The sequence below is a fragment of the Legionella busanensis genome (assembly GCF_900461525.1).
In the GTDB taxonomy this organism is placed as follows: domain Bacteria; phylum Pseudomonadota; class Gammaproteobacteria; order Legionellales; family Legionellaceae; genus Legionella_C; species Legionella_C busanensis.
Genome location: NZ_UGOD01000001.1, coordinates 1,522,922 through 1,539,288, shown reverse-complemented (window position 1 = coordinate 1,539,288; position 16,367 = coordinate 1,522,922). Strand labels below are relative to the sequence as shown.

The window sequence follows — 16,367 nt, the reverse complement described above, 5'->3', positions numbered from 1 at the left end:
TTTTCAAATTGATTTATCAGTTAAGAAATGCGATCATGCGCATACATAACTCAATTCCAATCTTCATGAACGTGTTAAAATGTGCTGTTATTGGTGTCGGCTATCTAGGCCGTTTTCACGCCCAAAAATATAAAACTTTACCTAATGTGATCCTAGTTGCTGTTTGCGATATTAATCAGAATGTTTGCGATCAGGTAGCACAAGAATTTAACGTCGCTTCTTATTATGATTATAAAGAATTATTTGGAAAAGTGGATGCCATTAGTATTGCTACAACTACAAACCAGCATTTTGAAATTGCCAAAGACTGCTTAGCGCATGGCATTCATGTCCTTATTGAAAAGCCAATTACTGAAACTGTTGAACAAGCCGATGAATTGATTAATTTAGCTAAAAAACAGGGAGTAAAACTACAAGTTGGGCATTTAGAGCGTTTTAATTCAGCCCGTTTAGCTTTAGAAGAGCACTTAGAGAAGCCTCTTTTTATTGAATCACACCGCTTAGCACCCTTTAATCCCCGCGGTACAGATGTTAATGTTATTTTAGATTTGATGATTCATGACATTGATATTATTCAAACTATTGTTCATAGCCCTATTGTTAAAATAGATGCACAAGGTACGCCTATTCTGTCTTCTTCTATTGATATCGCGAATGCTCGCATTCGTTTTAAGAATAATTGTGTTGCAAATATTACAGCAAGTCGCATTAGTTTTAAAACGGAACGCAAAACACGTATCTTTCAGCCTAATTCTTATATTTCAATTGACTATCATAACAAGCAATTTGCTGTTTTTTGTAAGGGCCAAGGGGAAATGTTTCCAGGTATTCCTGAAATTACTCGTCATCAATCTGTTTTTGAGAAAGGTGATGCCCTTTTAGAAGAAATTAAAGCATTTATCCATTGTATTGAAACTGATAGTATACCTCTAGTGACAGGCCAGGAAGGACGCAATGCCTTGGCAACAGCTCAAAAAATAACTACTCTTATTAATACAGATTTGGTCTCTCGGCTTGCGGATGCCTATGCCTAAACATATTGCTATTATTGCAGGTGAAGAATCAGGTGATCATCATGCAGCGGATTTAGTTAAAGAATTATTATTTCATGACCCCTCATTACAATTTAGTGGTATGGGGGGCAAACATATGCAAGAAGCTGGTGTTAACATCGTTGCCAATTTAGCTCAGTTTGGTGTGATAGGTATCACCGCAGTTATCCGGCATGCTTTCGTTATTAAGAAAACATTTAATATTATTAAAAAACATTTAAAAGAGACAAAACCTGATTTAGTTATTCTTGTTGATTGCCCAGGATTTAATATTCCGCTTGCGAAATTTGCTAAACATAAACTGGGATTACGTATTATCTATTATATAAGCCCACAAATATGGGCTTGGAAAGCCAATCGGATTCATACTCTTAAAGCCTGTGTTGATCACATGGTTGTCATTTTTCCCTTTGAAAAAGAAATTTACCAAAACGCAGGCGTTCCGGTGTCCTTTGTTGGCCACCCTTTAGTACAGCGTATAAAACCATCTAAAGATATTGAAGAAATACGTAAATGCTTAAACCTTCCTAAGAGTAAAAAATTAATTGCCTTATTACCAGGCAGTCGGCGTAGCGAGATTGAAAAGCATCTACCCGTTTTGGTTAAAACTGCCGAAAACTTAGCTCTAATTCATCATGACTTACACTTTGTTATTCCTATTGCCCAAACACTAGACCCAAAATTAATTAAAGATTTTTTTAAAAATAGCCCAATAAAAATTAGTTTTATTAATGGGCAGGCAATTGATGTTCTTGCTTGTAGTCATTATGTGGTAGTTGCATCCGGAACAGCGTCTTTAGAATGTGCGCTTATGGAAAAACCAATGTGTATCATTTATAAAGGATCTTTCTTAAGTTATTTAATTGCTGCTAAAGTGATTAAAGTTAAATATCTTGGACTTTGTAATCTTTTGCAAAATAAAATGATTGTTCCTGAGCTATTACAATATGATTGTAATACTATCGAACTTACAAAAACCTTAAACGACCTACTTTCTGACAATCTATTACAAAAAAAACTAACCACACGTTTAGCGGCATTAAAACAATCTTTATCTAGCGAGCAAGCTGACTGCTCAATGGTTGATGTTGTTAGACAGGAATTGTGTAAGGTTTAAATGTCATTAAATAAAAAATAATTAAGAAGCTAATAAAAGCTGGCCAACCTAACATAAACCAATATTTAAAGTATTGGTAATAAGCAACTGGTAAGGGTGAGTTTGTTTTTGCTGCATAGGAAGTAATATTGCGTATTTTAATTTGTAAGTAAACTACTATAAGCCAACAAATTAATGCCAAAATATAAAATATTAAACTGCCTAATATCCATAAAGAACTTAAGGGAAAACCAGCTATATACACCATAGCAAGCCCAGTTATTGGCTGAATAATTATTGTACTTCCGGTTGAAATCCAATCAATAAGAACGACATATTCGTTAACAGCCCCCATTACAACAATATTTTTCTTTAAATGACCATATAACATAATACAAGCTGTACCGATACCTGTACCAAACAGTAAAGTTGAGCTTAATATATGTATATATTTTAACCATAAATAAAGCATATCATTCCATTAAATAAAGTATAATAATGCTGATTAATACAGGTATATTTTTAACAATAGAGCCAAAAGGTTCTAGCCATAAATATGGAATTTTTAAAGTAATAATAATAGTGTAGGCAGTCATTACCATTATTTGTAATAAACAATTTAGCTTAGTTTTGTAATTGAAGAGCAGACTAAGACCAATCATACCATTAATAAGAGAAGCCAGATAAAGTAAAGTTGGTTGCCAATAACTATTTACGCCTACTTTTGCTAGAAGAAAATAAGAGCTTGCCTTTGGAAATAAAAAAGCACTAACAATTGCACTTGCAAGCCACATAAAAGCCAAACTTAATCGCAACAAAGGTTTAACAAAAAATAACCTTGCATACCAACGATCAGGATTTTTGCTCGGTATCTGATAAGCGCCTTCTACAAAATCCTTAGGTTTAATACCAGCTATTTGAATAAACTTTTTAGACTCCTCGGGTGTAGCAATATTACCCTGCTCAAGCATGGCAATAGCAGGGGTATTAATAGTTGAGAAAGGCAAATAGTCACCAACTTTTGCGCCAATTTTAATTAGTTTTAAAGGAATAGATAAACAATAGCCTCGTTTAATTTGCAACCAGTCTCTTAGTGTTAGTAAAATCTCTTTTAATGTAATTGGCTTTGCAGATACAGCAGGTAAAATAATAGATTCATTAATATTATTGTTTATAATATTGCTTACAGCTTTTGCTAAATCCTCTACATGAATAGGCTGAAATTGTTGTAATCCACTTCCTGCTACAGGTATTACCGCAGGAAAAGCAGCCAAGGCACGCATAAGCGCCATACCACCCTCAGAAGCAGGGCCATAAATAAAAGACGGTCTTAATATAACTGTTGTAATGTTAAGCGTGAACAAATAATCTTCAATAGCTTTTTTACTCTTAGCATAATCTGATTGATACCGCTCAATGCCTAGTGCAGAAAGATGAATAATACGCTTAATATTACTTTTTGTAGCTGCGGTAAATAATGCTTTAGGCGTATCATAATGAATGGCCCACATGATTTTTGCATCAGAATGATAAAAGATGCCGATACAATTAATTATTATATCAATATTGTCAAGGCGAGGCAGCCAAACTTCAGGATTAACGTCCTGAACAAAATCACAAGCAACTATCTTAGCGTGCGGAAATAATTTTTTTGTATAATGTGTATCCCTTACTGCCGCAACAACTTGATGACCTTGTTCAGTTACTTCTTTAGTAATCCATGCACCTGCAAAGCCGGATGCGCCTGTGATTAATATATTCATGCTTACTCTTTAAGATGCCACCTATTAGCTATTGCTCTACCATACCCTAAATAGCCCCCTAAACAGCTTGCACCAGCACCTAAACCAAACATAATAAAAGTAATAAGCGCATTAAGAATAATAACTTTTTTATCTACTTCTAGCGCAACACTCATAGGCGCTTTTCCACGTAAAAATATTTCAGTGAGCATAGGCGCATCATTAGTGATTTTAATTGCAACCAAACTTGATGTGAAATTAGCATGAAAAACGGCAAATTGAATCATGTTAGTAATTAAAATAATAGTCATGATTAATAATAATGCCCAGGCTAAAAAACCTATAAAGCAACCCCAAATACGTTTTAAAGTGGGGTAAGATAACCTACCTGCTAGCCATCCCGTTGAAAACATAGCAATAATCGCAGCAATACAAAAGCAGATTAATCCCCATAAAGAGAATTCAATCTTACCTGTAGAGCGAATTGTAAAACTCGCTATCCCCAATGCAAGGGCAAATAAATTTAAAAGAAAATTTAGGCCTACGCCAACAATTGCTGCAGAAAAAATAGCAGACCAAGTAATATAAAAGTTACTTTTAGGTTGTTTATTTATAGTTGTTTCAGTCATAGATGCTCAATAAATTTAGGAAGCTGTAAATTGAAAAAGGATTAGGCATATAAAAGCAATAATTGCAATTAATCCATGGCCTACTACTAAAAATTTAGGCACCGGTTTAAGCATAATGTCACGCCAAACAATATAAAAGCCACCAATAGCAGCTAAAATAAACAAGATTAAACTAATTACAGGTGAAGAGCGGCTAGAAAATAAATACAAAATAAGCAAAACAATCCCTATTGCAGCTAGAGAACCATGAATCATGACGACGCCTTTAGGTGTGGTTTTATCTTGGAACATATAAGTAATTAAATATATTCCTAAAACTGCAGCTAAAATAAAAAATATAGTCGCAAGAATTAACACAATAAACTCCTTATTTAATTAGAGCTTAACGCAAAAGATTTTATAAATTCTTGCATCAAACTCGATTTCTTTAATCTGAATCCTGCATATATGCTTTGCTTTTTACGAGATAAAATCCATTTGCAATATAAAAAAATTCTATAGCCTCTCTTCTGTCATCCTGCGCAGCTATGTCATCCGCAAACGAAGATCCATTCAATCAATTAGCACAGAGCTAAATTCACTATAGATTCCCGCCTACGCGGGAATGACACATAAACATTGCGAATTTCCTGTCATCCCCGCAAATCTTCTGTCATCCACGCGCAGGCGGGGATCCATTCAGTCAATTAGCACAGAGCTAAATTCACTATAGATTCCCGCCTACGCGGGAATGACACATAAACTCATCAATTCTCTGCCATACTCATAAATCTGTCTTCCCCGCGCAAACGTAGAGCCATTCATTGATTAGCATGGGGCTAAATTTCATCATAGATTCCCGCCTACGCGGAAATGATACATAAACTCATCAATTCTCTGTCATACTCATAAATCTGTCTTCCCCGCGTAGGCGGGGATCCATTCATAGATAAGCACGAAGCTAATTTCCACATAGATTCCTACCTATGCAGGGATGATATATAGTTTATATTGCACTCACGTTACTTAGATTCTTTTAAAGTTAAATCCACCATTGCAGGGCCCTCAATCACTTTGCCTTGTTTAGTAAAGCGGCTGCCATGACAGGGACAATCCCAAGTTTTTTCTGCTCTATTCCAATTAACGATACATTTCATATGAGTACATACAGCAGAAACCATATGTAATTCATTATTATCTCTACACACACCAAATTTTTCTTGATTAATTTCAACGATCTTGCCTTCGCCCTCTGCTATCGATTCAAAATCAGTTTTCGCAAAAATAGGCATATCCTTACTATATTGCTTAGCAACATTAATATTCTCTTTAGCAAGAAAACCGAAGGAAGCGCCAAGAGTATTGCGATTAGCTTGATAAACCCCATTAAAAGGCATTATTTTATCGAGTATTAAATCTGCTATAGCGAGGCCTGCAACAGTGCCATAAGTTAAACCATCAGCAAAGTAACCTGTAGCCATGAAAGTATGCTTCGCAGTTTTAGAAGCAAGACCTATATAAGGTATATCATCTGCAGATTGATAGTGTTGGGCTGACCATTTAAAAGCAATATCATCAATAGCTAAGCAAAGCTTCAACTCTGATTCTAACTCTTTATAATGCTTTTCTGTATAGTATTCTTGCCCTGTTTTATGATGACTACCAGAGAGCATCATTAACTCTGGCTCATCACTCTTATACGCATGCGCTGAAAAAATATGGGATTTTTTACTTAAATCCCAAAAGTGCCCTTCTGGACATTGATTATTTTTTAAATGAACAGCAACTACATAGCTTCGGTACGGTGCTGTAAAGAAATGTGCGTGGTTAATTCCGATGGGTGAATGTGTTGCTAGAAAGAGGTTTTTTGCTGTAACTTTTTTACCATTTTTTGTATATAAAAAACACAAATCTTTTTCTTCATAATGAGTTACAGGTGTATTCTCATAAATCATACAACCTTTTTCATGTAAGTAAGCCGCCATTGAAATAACATATTGCAACGGGTTAAAGCGAGCTTGGTTAGGCATAACTGCTGCTTTTTTAAAAGGCACAGCAAGTGGCATTTCAGAAGTATAATTTATATCTATATCTAAGCGCTTTAATAATTCAATTTCTTTTTCCATAGAGATACGCTCTTCGCCTTGAAAATAGCAGTACCAAGGCCGGCGCATAAAATGGCAACTAATATTTTTTTCACGAACATTTTTTTCAACGTAATCAATTGCTTTTAATCGCGATTGAGCAACGACTCGGGCTGTATCTAAATTAAATTTCTTTTCGATACTCTGATAGAAAGGTTGTACAGCAACGTACAAATTACCTGTTGAATACCCAGTTGTAACGCCGCCAACTTGATGAGCCTCAAGAATAGCCACTCGCTTACCAGCTGCAATTAATTCATTTGCGGCTGTAATAGCTGTAATACCACCACCAACAATAGCAACATCAACCTCAATATCATTATCTAATATGGGGTAATTTTTTTCTCGTTTACTAATTGTTTCCCAAAGCGATATCCCTTCGTTCATTACCTCTCCTTAGAGTTAATTACTAAAGCTTTTTGTAGAATTTATCTATTCGTCAGAGACATTTAAATAATTCTACTTAGTTTAATCTAAAAGACCAATATTTAAATACTTATAGTAGTGTAGACTACACTTAGCTAATTTCAGATAAAAATTCTATTAAATATCTAACCTGCTATACTGCTATAAAATTATTCTGTTTTAACTAAGGCACTATGAAATTAAATTTTGATAATAGTTTTGCGCGCTTACCTAACTATTTTTTTACCAAACTTGCGCCTGTGCCTGTAAAAAAACCTAGCCTTGTTCATGTTAGTTATAATACAGCAGAACTCTTAGAAATAAAGAAAAAAGATATAGAAAAAAAAGACTTTGCTAATTACTTTGGAGGTAATCGACTTTTAAAAGGAAGTGAGCCTCTTGCTACGGTTTATTCAGGACATCAATTTGGTTATTATGTACCTCAACTTGGCGATGGACGAGCTTTACTTTTAGGTGAAGTCGTAAACCAACAAGGTGCGCGCTGGGATATTCAATTAAAAGGCTCAGGTCAAACACCTTATTCACGTATGGGTGACGGCCGAGCTGTATTGCGCTCAACTATTCGTGAGTATTTATGCTCAAGTGCAATGCATGCATTAACAATTCCAACCACACATGCTTTATGTATTGTTGCAACTGATGAGCCTGTTTATCGAGAGGTTCCTGAGCCTGGCGCTATTTTAACCCGGGTTGCTGAATCACTTATTCGGTTTGGCCATTTTGAGTACTTTTATTATACAAACCAACATGAGGCTTTAAAAGAGTTGGCCAATTACGTTTTAGCTCGTCATTATCCAGAAGCACCTACTAATCCAGAAGGATACCTACATTTATTTTCAGAGGCCGTTTTAAAAACAGCTAGGCTGATTGCCCAGTGGCAAGCAGTAGGATTTTGTCATGGTGTTATGAACACGGATAATATGTCGATTTTGGGCTTAACCATTGATTATGGCCCTTTTGGCTTTCTTAATACCTTTAATATCAATCATATCTGTAATAGTTCTGATTATACAGGACGATATTCCTATGGCCAGCAACCAGCCATTGCATTTTGGAATTTGTTAGCTTTTGCACAAGCATTAACACCACTTGTTACTGTGGACAGCTTACAAGATGCAATAACTCAATTCGATACCGAATTTCAGACTTATTACTCACGTTTATTACATAAAAAATTTGGTTTAGAGCAAAGCCAAAATACAGATAAGCAACTTATTGCTGATCTATTTCATTTACTTGAGCAAAATCAGGTTGATCATACATTATTTTTTCGTCGCTTAAGTAATTACGATGCAAAGAATGATATTTTATCTTATCTTTTTAAAGATAAGGACAAATTTAATGCTTGGCTTGAACGCTATGAAAGTAGATTAACCTTAGAAAACCTACCTTCTGCTCTTCGTCATCAAAAAATGAAACAAATAAACCCAAAGTTTATTCTTCGCAATCATTTAGCTCAACAAGCTATTACGGATGCGTATGAAAATAAAAGATATGATGAATTTGAGAGATTATATACTATCTTACAAAAACCTTTTGACGAACAGCCTGAGTATGAATTGTATTCATTGCCACCATCTAAAGATTTAGCAGATATTAAAGTAAGCTGTTCTTCTTAATTATTAATTTAAATATTTAGGAAATAGAAATTTTATAATAAATTCAGTATCCTTTAAATTGTTATTAAAGAAGGATTTAATCATGTTAGTCACATTTACAAGTGAATCTTATGGCCGATTGACATTTTTTGGTGATGTTGCAAGGCGACTAATTAAATTAATGGGACATAGTGATAATATACCTGGTGCTATTAAAGCTGAAGATATTGGTACTGCTCTTCATAATTTACTAAAAGGCCTTGCTCAAATAAAGGATAAAGTTAAGTCTATGCAACCTGATAAAGACGAAGATCCTGAAATTAGTTTATCTACTCGAGCAGCGCCTCTTATTGATATGCTTAAATCAGCTCAAAAAAATCAATGCAATATTATTTGGCAATAGTTTAGACTGCATAGTTAGAGTCAACATTGCTTTCGTTGCTATTATTTTTAAAGTAGTCGGCATTTTGGTGCACAATATTACCAAATTGATTAAATTCAATACGGCATTCTACTTGCCATGGCGCCACACTAACTGCCGCACGATAGCCATTTAAGATTTTAGTTCCCTTCTCTACCTGGGCAGCTTGTTCTGCTGTTAAATTTACCTTGTAACACGAAAGATTAAGGCATTTATTAATATAAAGGCGCTCGCCAGACATAAGTTTGTCTGGTGAAGTATAAAAGTGTTTATAGATATTTTTCGTATTTGCTAAATACCATTTCTCAGTATGCAATACCTCGACAATAGGAAGATAGAAAAAATGATCTTTATTGAAATTTTTATCCATTTTTTCTTTTGTAAAAAATTCAAATTTCATACTGCTTTTTATCCTTATAGCCGTTGTTAATATAACCTTAAGATTAAACGTGTATATTATATCCCTAATCCGCGTAGTATTTGTTGTACTTATGATACTTCATGAATTAAGCAAAAAATTATTAGCTTTTATTGAAGCTGAAGCGAAAACTGCCTCAAAAAAATTAGTCTTTCGGGACTTTGCCAAATATAACTTTGTAAATTTGATTTATCAATCGCTAAATTTAAATGATTTTATGAGCATTAGAGATATTGAACATGCCATAAAACTAATAGAAGAATTACCAGTTTTTTCTGAAGAATATACAACATTAAGCCAGCTAATTTCGAGAAAATTAGACTATCAAATTTTAAACAAGGTAAATAATACTGCTGATGGTATTTCTTTTAATTTGCCAGATTTGCCTAAAGTAAAGTTAGGCATGACAAGCAATTTCACCAAAGCCTTAATTGAAACCCACCAATTATTACTCTCCTACTATCAAGAAGCTCTAACTCACACAATACGCAAGATTCCTGTTAAAAAAGTTAATTATGATGAAGTGATGTTAACGCAATCACAAGCGTTTCACGACTTAGATATAAGTACCAGAGAATTAGTATCTTCTGATAAATCAACAATAATACCAGACGTTCGCAGGAAGGGTGTCACTTTTTATGGTGCTGTAATTGCGCCTGCAAATTATATTGATCCTTTTGATACGATGATTGTGCAAACAATTAAAAATTTTACCAGCGATAGCAGCAACAGTAGTAGCTTGCCTCATCCTGGTTCAAAAGCCAGTAAAATAATGTATTTCGGTGGTCAATTTTTAGAGGCAATAGTTTTAAATGAATTTTCTAATACCATTGAATTTGCTGACGGCCGTCAAGGAATCTTGGAACGAGGCAAGGTACAAGGTCATATTAACTGGTCAAAAAATACAGCTAATGAGGTTTATGCAACAGTTAATATTAAAATTTATACATTTAGTTTTGCTGATAATGATCCTAAGAAACCACAACAATTTTATGCTATAGGCAGCGATGGTCAAACCTTGTTACCAATATCTGATAAAGACTTTGAACGTGTTTATAAAAATTGTGATAAAGAGAGATTAGAAGAAACTGAAAATAATCTTGTGCCTATTTGTGAATATAATGTCAAAATAAAATTAGATACTAACGACAAAGACCAACCGGATCCAACGTTTTTTCTCAAAGTTACTAAATGTAAATTACAGATCAATACTCCTCAATTAATTTCAAGCAAAGAAAAGCAGCATGAATTAGAAGATAACGTTAGAGCAACAAACCAATCTACTGCATTAATATAATAGTGCCTAATCTTTTAGAGAGTTAAAAAAGCTTTTATTACTTTCTGCAATAAGAGAAAGCAAAAAATGTCTACATTTTTCTAATTGCTGTAAAGTTACAAACTCATCACTCCTATGCGCCTGTTCAATACTTCCTGGGCCACAAACTATAGTAGGAATGGCTGCTTCTTGAAATAATCCCGCTTCTGTTGCATAAGCAACTTTCTTTAGGTCTTGTTCACCGCTTATAGATTGACAGAGCTTAATAAATTTAGCATTGGGATCCGCGGCAAAGCTTGTAACACTTGCCACTTCACTTAAATCAATTTGTGCTAATGGATATTCTTGCTGCATTTTCGGTAATAGGTGGTCTGTAATATAGGCATTAATCTGCTCTTTTATATTTAGTGCTGCATGGTCAGGTAGATTACGAAACTCAAAAACAAATTCGCAAAATTCAGGAATAATATTATGAGCAGTACCGCCTTGAATTACATTGGTAGTTAAAGTAGTAAACGGGACATCGAAATCCTTATCAAGCTGTTGTTCTTTAAATTGAGAAGCTAAATTTTTTAAAAATAAAATTAACTGCGCCGCATACTCTATAGCATTACAACCTTTCGGTGTTAACGAAGAATGGGCTGGATTTCCTCTAATTTGGCAGCGAAATACATTAATTCCTTTATGGGCAATTATCGGGTACATATTAGTTGGTTCACCAACAATACAGGCTTTAGGGCTGCAATTTAATGATTGCAAATCTTTAATCAATAATGGCGCACCTAAGCAGCCAACTTCTTCATCATAAGAAAAAGCAAAATGAATGGGATAAGATAGTTTTAATTGTTGAAATTTGGGTAATAAGGATAAAGCTACTGCAATAAACCCCTTCATATCACAGGCCCCACGGCCAAATAGTTTATCATCAAGAATTACAGCTTTAAAAGGATCATTAGTCCAAGCTTGATCTGTAACAGGAACAATGTCAGTATGACCGGACAAAATAATACCCCCTGCTGTATTCCCATTAGCAGCAGGAAGAGTCGCAAAAAGGTTGGCCTTTTTTCTATCGTCATTAAAGGTTAATCTAGATTTAATATTATAATTGGAAAGCCAATCAGCAATATTATTAATTAACTCTAAATTAGACTTGGATGATGTGGTATCAAATGCAATTAAAGTTGTAAGCCAATCAACGATGGTCATAATTTTTTCCTATTAATACTCACTATCCTTTTTTACCTACGATGATTGTTCGAGAAATATAAAGATAGTCGTCAGTTGCACATATCATTATGTTTAAGTCAGAACTTTTTAACTTTATAAGGTGAGTTTGCCTTTATTATTTTTAGAATGAAAGCTAAATGATCTAAATTCATATTATTTTCTCCTGAAAAATGTGAATAAGTCGTAACACATACGATAAAAGCAAAAATAGATAAATTTAGCGTCTCTAACACTTAGAAAAATGTTAACTTAACAATGACTTTAATAACATCATTTAAATTTCAATGATTTAAAAAATAACATAAAGTTATTTTTTAAATCTAATTATTGTTATATGGTCAATATTTGCTACCTATGTTAGTAGATTATCAAAAAACCTTGAGGTACAATATTTCGGCTTTCGTAACGAAAGTATTTGGATAAAGCTTTTAACAAAAATAAGGAAGTTACGATGAACGTGATTGATACACAAGCATCTACTCAAGGTATTAAACAAGACCAAGGCCTTCAAGAATTAGTTTACTCGTTGGTCACCCGCTTTCTTGCAGAAAATAAAAATAAACCTATTGATGACCTTTACGATATGATTTTATCAGAAGTTGAGCCTCCACTTTTACAAGCGGTTATGGAAAAGCGCCGTGGTAACCAATTACAAGCAGCTAAGATGCTAGGTATAAGCCGTGGCACCATTCGAAAAAAACTATTACGTTATTTCGGAACAAAGTATTTCCGCTTAACTGATGAATAATTAATTATTCAGTTTCAGATCTAAAGGCACACTTAAGTGGGCCTTTAGATTAACAATTATTTAAAGTAAGAATTAAATTGGACATTTACTCGTATTAACACCAACCTTGTTAAAAACAGTTTTAACAGACTTAGTATCTAAATTTAAATCTTTAGCTGCATGCAGCACCCCACAAGCGGCATTAATGAAATTAGATTTTGGTGTCCAATAAGTCGTGTTTGCTGTTAACATGACATGGTAAGCTTGTTGAATCCCTATCTTTTGTGATAAAAGAAAGAATGCTTTATTAAATACACCACTACCTGTATGCACAATGTAACTTTGTTGATGCATAGGATTTGGGATATTCTTTTTTGCAAAGGCAACGAGTTCAGCATAACTAATTTTACAAGTTTCCCCCGAGCGCTCCGCTAGACTTCTACTAGAACAATCTGCTGAATCACCATCCTGAGATGGATTATTCATAAAGCGCAAAGCTTTAAAACCGAAATCATCTTTAACTATTGTTTCACCAATGCCCCAAGTCATTTGATTAGGTGTAATATTAGTCTTATTAAAAAGCTTAGGCTGCTTTTCTAAAAGATAAGCACGAGATGCAAGTCCTGCCATATCGGAAAATGACTCATTTAATGCGCCTGGTTGGTTTTGATATTCAAGATTGGAATGTTGTTCGGTAAATCCATGCGATATTTCGTGTCCTGCTACATCCAAAGAAACTAGGGGATAAAAACTATCGCCATCTCCAAATGACATTGTTTTACCATCCCAGAAAGCATTATCAAATGCCTGGCCAAAGTGAACTCGCATAATTAATTTTTTTGCTCTACCTTTAGGGGTTTGTAAAGCAGGCAGGCTATACCAATTTTTATACATTTGAACTACAACTAATCCGAAATGATAAGCATCATTTACAGGAGAGAAAGCACCATTTACCAGCTCTTCTTTATTTTGCCCACATGGATATTGGTAGGCATTGAGTAATGTATTTTCCCAGTCCCAATTTGAATCTAAATGTACTACTCTAACTGATCCATTCTCCATCTCGCACATATTGTCTTTTTGGCGTACACGTAATGGAGGCAAACCATCTTTACCATACCAATATTCATGAATTTTATCGTTACCACCTGGACCTACATCATTATACGTTTTAATATTTTCCCATTGCTCTAGGATAGTTCCGCCATGCGCATCAACAACAAAAAATGGCCAGGAAGGGGCACCTTTTTCATTTAATAATTTAAAAGAGACTTCATAAACTAATTTAAATTCATTTTTATTAGTTTCTCTAATTTGTAACTCTACCTGTTCAGCTTTGATACTAGGTTGGGCACCAAACTTTATATAAGCATTATACGCAAGCTCAAGTGCTTTAGCTGAAGTAATGCTTGGCTGGGTATCAATATTAAGTTCTTCGATTAACTGGCCATTTACTTTTGCAGAAGTAGTCAAGGAATGTGGTTGCGTTTTATCCGTAACCACCATCACTCGAGCTCCACTAATAGGAATGCCCTTGTATAATTGTTGGTAGGTTAAAATTACTTTGCTTCCTTGCGTTGTTTCTTGAATAAGTTTAAGTTGATTATTAGAAACAGAAGCTGCCTTACTTGCTACATTTGGCAATTGATATTTATTTAAACTTGTATAAGGTGCTTGATAAAGATCAATTGCATTAGCAGCTATTACAAACGTAGAAACAGCGCTTAGTGAAGAAATCAGAGCTATTTTTTTTAACATGACTTAATCCCTTAAAGTAAGCTGGTGAGTTTTACTCCAAAAAAAAATCAAGGAGTACAAAAAAATATATATTAACTTTTTGATTTTTACTAGCACTGATTGTGTATTGATATGTTTATTTGATTTTTTTATGGAATGCATTTAGCTTCGAAATGATTTAATTTAATACACGATGATACATTATATACAAGCTGATTTGAAATATATATATCAGCTGTTTTTTCAAACGAACTGAGTTTAGATAAGGGTTGGAATCCATGTTCAATTTTATAAATAGGATTTTATTTATGAATATTCTAACTACTAAAACTCAAAATTGACTTAATCATATCTTTAGTAATTTACCCGCAAGATCACCCAATGAAGAGTTTTTTCTAATATTCCGACACAAGTCACTTATTACACTATATATACAAAATTACTAAACTAAACTGAATAATAATTTTTAAAATCATCAATGATTTGCGCATAAAAAAGGCATAGTTAAAAAAAACAGTAAATTATCATCAAGACACTTCACAAATGCCAACTTATGCTTAAAATTCGATTCCTGTCACCCTTTAAGAAAGGGTAACTAATTTACTGTTAAATTGTTATATGAACTACTTTTTTTAAAGTTATAACTTGTTATTAATTTGAGCAAGTTAAGACTTATTTTCAAATCTAACTCATTTAGATAAGTTGACCTAACATGGAGTAATTTTAATGGGAAAATTTTTAGAGTTATTAAACAAAAAACTAAAAATTGCTGAAAAACCTGACTACGTCCGCGAGCAATTTCAATCATATATGACTGGCCCTGAATGGCGCAATGTTGAAATGGCAGAAGAATTAGGTAAGTTTGTCAAAGAAGGAAATTCAATGTTTCGCTTTCCTTATTTCAGGCAAATCGTAGATTTGTGGCAAGTGATTTATAAATCATATTCTTCAGCAACAAAACATAGCCCACGAAAGGCAATTTTATCTTCAGAATATATGTTTATGGATATTTTTATTGGGGTTTTTACTACAGTTGAATTAATGCCCAAAGGCGTAGTATCTTTGTTTTTTAGTCTATTTTTGCAGGCAAAAAATAATACTGAGATACAAAGTCAATTGGCGCAATACTTTACCCAGTATGCCAATGATCTGCAAACAATTCCTTTTTATGATCAGAAATATAATGAAATTAGAGCGAGATTAGCTGAAGGATATCGTAGTGTAAGCACTAAGACTTGGGGTGACTGGTTTAGCTGGAAATTTCTGTCGATGGAATTATTCGCTCGCCATTGGATTTCTAAACCTTTAAGCGCTTGGTATCATTCTGAAACTAATATTGTTCCCGCTACAACGGATGTACTGGTTAAGTTCAATACAGAAAGTGCAGTCGATCCCGAAGTTGCCCAACAAGAATTCCTATCAAAATTAAATGAGATTAAGGATAAAATAACTATTGTAAGAAAAAGTGCATACGATAAACAGGTTAAAGACAGTACTGAGAATTTACATGTGTATGTAAAAAGCAACAATGAAGAGAAGAAATATACTTCTGTCTATGCATTGCTTAGAACACATCGTTATGCAGCGTTTCAGGAAGATCTTAAATCATTAAGCCAGCGAGGTATTCAAGTAAAGAAAATTGCCGGCCAACACAATATCCAAGTGAAATGTGAAATTACAGAATCTAGTAAATCCTCAGTAGAACTTCGTCAAAAAGAACTCCTGCAAGTTCCTAATACTCGTTTTCTCTATTCATATGGTGACAGAGTTAATGCCAATCGTCGAATTTGTCTCTTTGATACGCCTGTCAAGGAACTACAGCAAACTGTTAATAAACTTAATGAGCATGAAAATGTTCAAGTAAAATTTATCCATAACTTTTAGGAAAACTATAA

General features: G+C 33.9%; 15 protein-coding genes. 7 read left to right on the top strand and 8 right to left on the bottom strand.

From position 1 onward, the window contains the following. The first annotated feature begins 65 nt into the window (after positions 1-65). Together DYH30_RS06900 and lpxB are read left to right on the top strand one after the other, a co-directional pair. On the top strand, positions 66-1,034 hold the full coding sequence (locus tag DYH30_RS06900) for a Gfo/Idh/MocA family protein (protein WP_115330947.1): 969 nt from the start codon (positions 66-68) through the stop codon (positions 1,032-1,034). Beyond that, the gene (gene lpxB / locus DYH30_RS06895) at positions 1,021-2,169 is read left to right on the top strand and encodes a lipid-A-disaccharide synthase (RefSeq protein WP_115330946.1); all 1,149 of its coding nucleotides are present in this window, start codon (positions 1,021-1,023) and stop codon (positions 2,167-2,169) included. The genes DYH30_RS06900 and lpxB overlap by 14 nt, the downstream gene beginning before the upstream one ends. On the opposite strand, the gene DYH30_RS06890 is transcribed toward lpxB, so the two are convergent. From DYH30_RS06890 to DYH30_RS06870, 5 genes are all read right to left on the bottom strand, one after another. Continuing rightward, complete coding sequence (locus tag DYH30_RS06890) at positions 2,144-2,620, bottom strand: DUF2269 family protein (RefSeq protein WP_115330945.1); 477 nt, start codon at positions 2,618-2,620, stop codon at positions 2,144-2,146. The genes lpxB and DYH30_RS06890 overlap by 26 nt on opposite strands. Position 2,621: 1 nt before the next feature. Next, complete coding sequence (locus tag DYH30_RS06885; protein ID WP_115330944.1) at positions 2,622-3,911, bottom strand: SDR family oxidoreductase; 1,290 nt, start codon at positions 3,909-3,911, stop codon at positions 2,622-2,624. 2 nt (positions 3,912-3,913) lie between these two features. Beyond that, a complete protein-coding gene (locus DYH30_RS06880; protein ID WP_115330943.1) occupies positions 3,914-4,519 on the bottom strand; it encodes a hypothetical protein in 606 nt (201 codons plus the stop codon). A gap of 15 nt (positions 4,520-4,534) precedes the next feature. Continuing rightward, on the bottom strand, positions 4,535-4,876 hold the full coding sequence (locus DYH30_RS06875) for a hypothetical protein (protein WP_207385755.1): 342 nt from the start codon (positions 4,874-4,876) through the stop codon (positions 4,535-4,537). A 644-nt stretch (positions 4,877-5,520) separates the two neighbouring features. After that, positions 5,521-7,029 carry an FAD-dependent oxidoreductase gene (locus DYH30_RS06870; protein ID WP_115330941.1) on the bottom strand — a complete coding sequence of 503 codons (1,509 nt, stop codon included), beginning with the start codon at positions 7,027-7,029 and terminating at the stop codon, positions 5,521-5,523. Between the two features lie 212 nt (positions 7,030-7,241). On the opposite strand from DYH30_RS06870, the gene DYH30_RS06865 reads away from it, so the two are divergent. Together DYH30_RS06865 and DYH30_RS06860 are read left to right on the top strand one after the other, a co-directional pair. After that, positions 7,242-8,687, top strand: coding sequence for a protein adenylyltransferase SelO (locus DYH30_RS06865; RefSeq protein WP_115330940.1), 1,446 nt, complete (start codon positions 7,242-7,244; stop codon positions 8,685-8,687). An 82-nt stretch (positions 8,688-8,769) separates the two neighbouring features. Continuing rightward, positions 8,770-9,069 carry a DUF1840 domain-containing protein gene (locus tag DYH30_RS06860; protein WP_115330939.1) on the top strand — a complete coding sequence of 100 codons (300 nt, stop codon included), beginning with the start codon at positions 8,770-8,772 and terminating at the stop codon, positions 9,067-9,069. A 1-nt stretch (position 9,070) separates the two neighbouring features. On the opposite strand, the gene DYH30_RS06855 is transcribed toward DYH30_RS06860, so the two are convergent. After that, positions 9,071-9,487: a hypothetical protein gene (locus tag DYH30_RS06855; RefSeq protein WP_115330938.1), complete on the bottom strand. Its 417-nt coding sequence runs from the start codon at positions 9,485-9,487 to the stop codon at positions 9,071-9,073. A gap of 91 nt (positions 9,488-9,578) precedes the next feature. Here DYH30_RS06855 and DYH30_RS06850 point away from each other — a divergent pair, with 91 nt between their 5' ends. Further along, entirely contained in the window at positions 9,579-10,802 is a 1,224-nt protein-coding gene (locus DYH30_RS06850; protein WP_131740595.1) for a hypothetical protein, read from the top strand. A 6-nt stretch (positions 10,803-10,808) separates the two neighbouring features. Here the strand turns inward: DYH30_RS06850 and argE are convergent, their stop codons facing one another. After that, the gene (argE, locus tag DYH30_RS06845; RefSeq protein ID WP_115330936.1) at positions 10,809-11,987 is read right to left on the bottom strand and encodes an acetylornithine deacetylase; all 1,179 of its coding nucleotides are present in this window, start codon (positions 11,985-11,987) and stop codon (positions 10,809-10,811) included. A gap of 472 nt (positions 11,988-12,459) precedes the next feature. Between argE and DYH30_RS06840 the strand changes: the two genes are divergently transcribed. Continuing rightward, on the top strand, positions 12,460-12,756 hold the full coding sequence (locus DYH30_RS06840) for a helix-turn-helix domain-containing protein (protein ID WP_115330935.1): 297 nt from the start codon (positions 12,460-12,462) through the stop codon (positions 12,754-12,756). 72 nt (positions 12,757-12,828) lie between these two features. On the opposite strand, the gene DYH30_RS06835 is transcribed toward DYH30_RS06840, so the two are convergent. After that, entirely contained in the window at positions 12,829-14,493 is a 1,665-nt protein-coding gene (locus DYH30_RS06835; protein ID WP_115330934.1) for a M4 family metallopeptidase, read from the bottom strand. 705 nt (positions 14,494-15,198) lie between these two features. Between DYH30_RS06835 and DYH30_RS06830 the strand changes: the two genes are divergently transcribed. Next, positions 15,199-16,356 (top strand): hypothetical protein, encoded by a 1,158-nt coding sequence (locus tag DYH30_RS06830; protein WP_115330933.1) that lies wholly within the window; start codon positions 15,199-15,201, stop codon positions 16,354-16,356. The last annotated feature ends 11 nt before the right edge of the window (positions 16,357-16,367 follow it).

Coding starts and splice junctions, on each gene's coding strand:
- DYH30_RS06900 (WP_115330947.1), top strand. CDS start 66: ATGAACGTGTTAAAATGTGCTGTTATTGGTGTCGGCTATCTAGGCCGT.
- lpxB (WP_115330946.1), top strand. CDS start 1,021: ATGCCTATGCCTAAACATATTGCTATTATTGCAGGTGAAGAATCAGGT.
- DYH30_RS06890 (WP_115330945.1), bottom strand. CDS start 2,620: ATGCTTTATTTATGGTTAAAATATATACATATATTAAGCTCAACTTTA.
- DYH30_RS06885 (WP_115330944.1), bottom strand. CDS start 3,911: ATGAATATATTAATCACAGGCGCATCCGGCTTTGCAGGTGCATGGATT.
- DYH30_RS06880 (WP_115330943.1), bottom strand. CDS start 4,519: ATGACTGAAACAACTATAAATAAACAACCTAAAAGTAACTTTTATATT.
- DYH30_RS06870 (WP_115330941.1), bottom strand. CDS start 7,029: ATGAACGAAGGGATATCGCTTTGGGAAACAATTAGTAAACGAGAAAAA.
- DYH30_RS06865 (WP_115330940.1), top strand. CDS start 7,242: ATGAAATTAAATTTTGATAATAGTTTTGCGCGCTTACCTAACTATTTT.
- DYH30_RS06860 (WP_115330939.1), top strand. CDS start 8,770: ATGTTAGTCACATTTACAAGTGAATCTTATGGCCGATTGACATTTTTT.
- DYH30_RS06855 (WP_115330938.1), bottom strand. CDS start 9,487: ATGAAATTTGAATTTTTTACAAAAGAAAAAATGGATAAAAATTTCAAT.
- DYH30_RS06850 (WP_131740595.1), top strand. CDS start 9,579: ATGATACTTCATGAATTAAGCAAAAAATTATTAGCTTTTATTGAAGCT.
- argE (WP_115330936.1), bottom strand. CDS start 11,987: ATGACCATCGTTGATTGGCTTACAACTTTAATTGCATTTGATACCACA.
- DYH30_RS06840 (WP_115330935.1), top strand. CDS start 12,460: ATGAACGTGATTGATACACAAGCATCTACTCAAGGTATTAAACAAGAC.
- DYH30_RS06835 (WP_115330934.1), bottom strand. CDS start 14,493: ATGTTAAAAAAAATAGCTCTGATTTCTTCACTAAGCGCTGTTTCTACG.
- DYH30_RS06830 (WP_115330933.1), top strand. CDS start 15,199: ATGGGAAAATTTTTAGAGTTATTAAACAAAAAACTAAAAATTGCTGAA.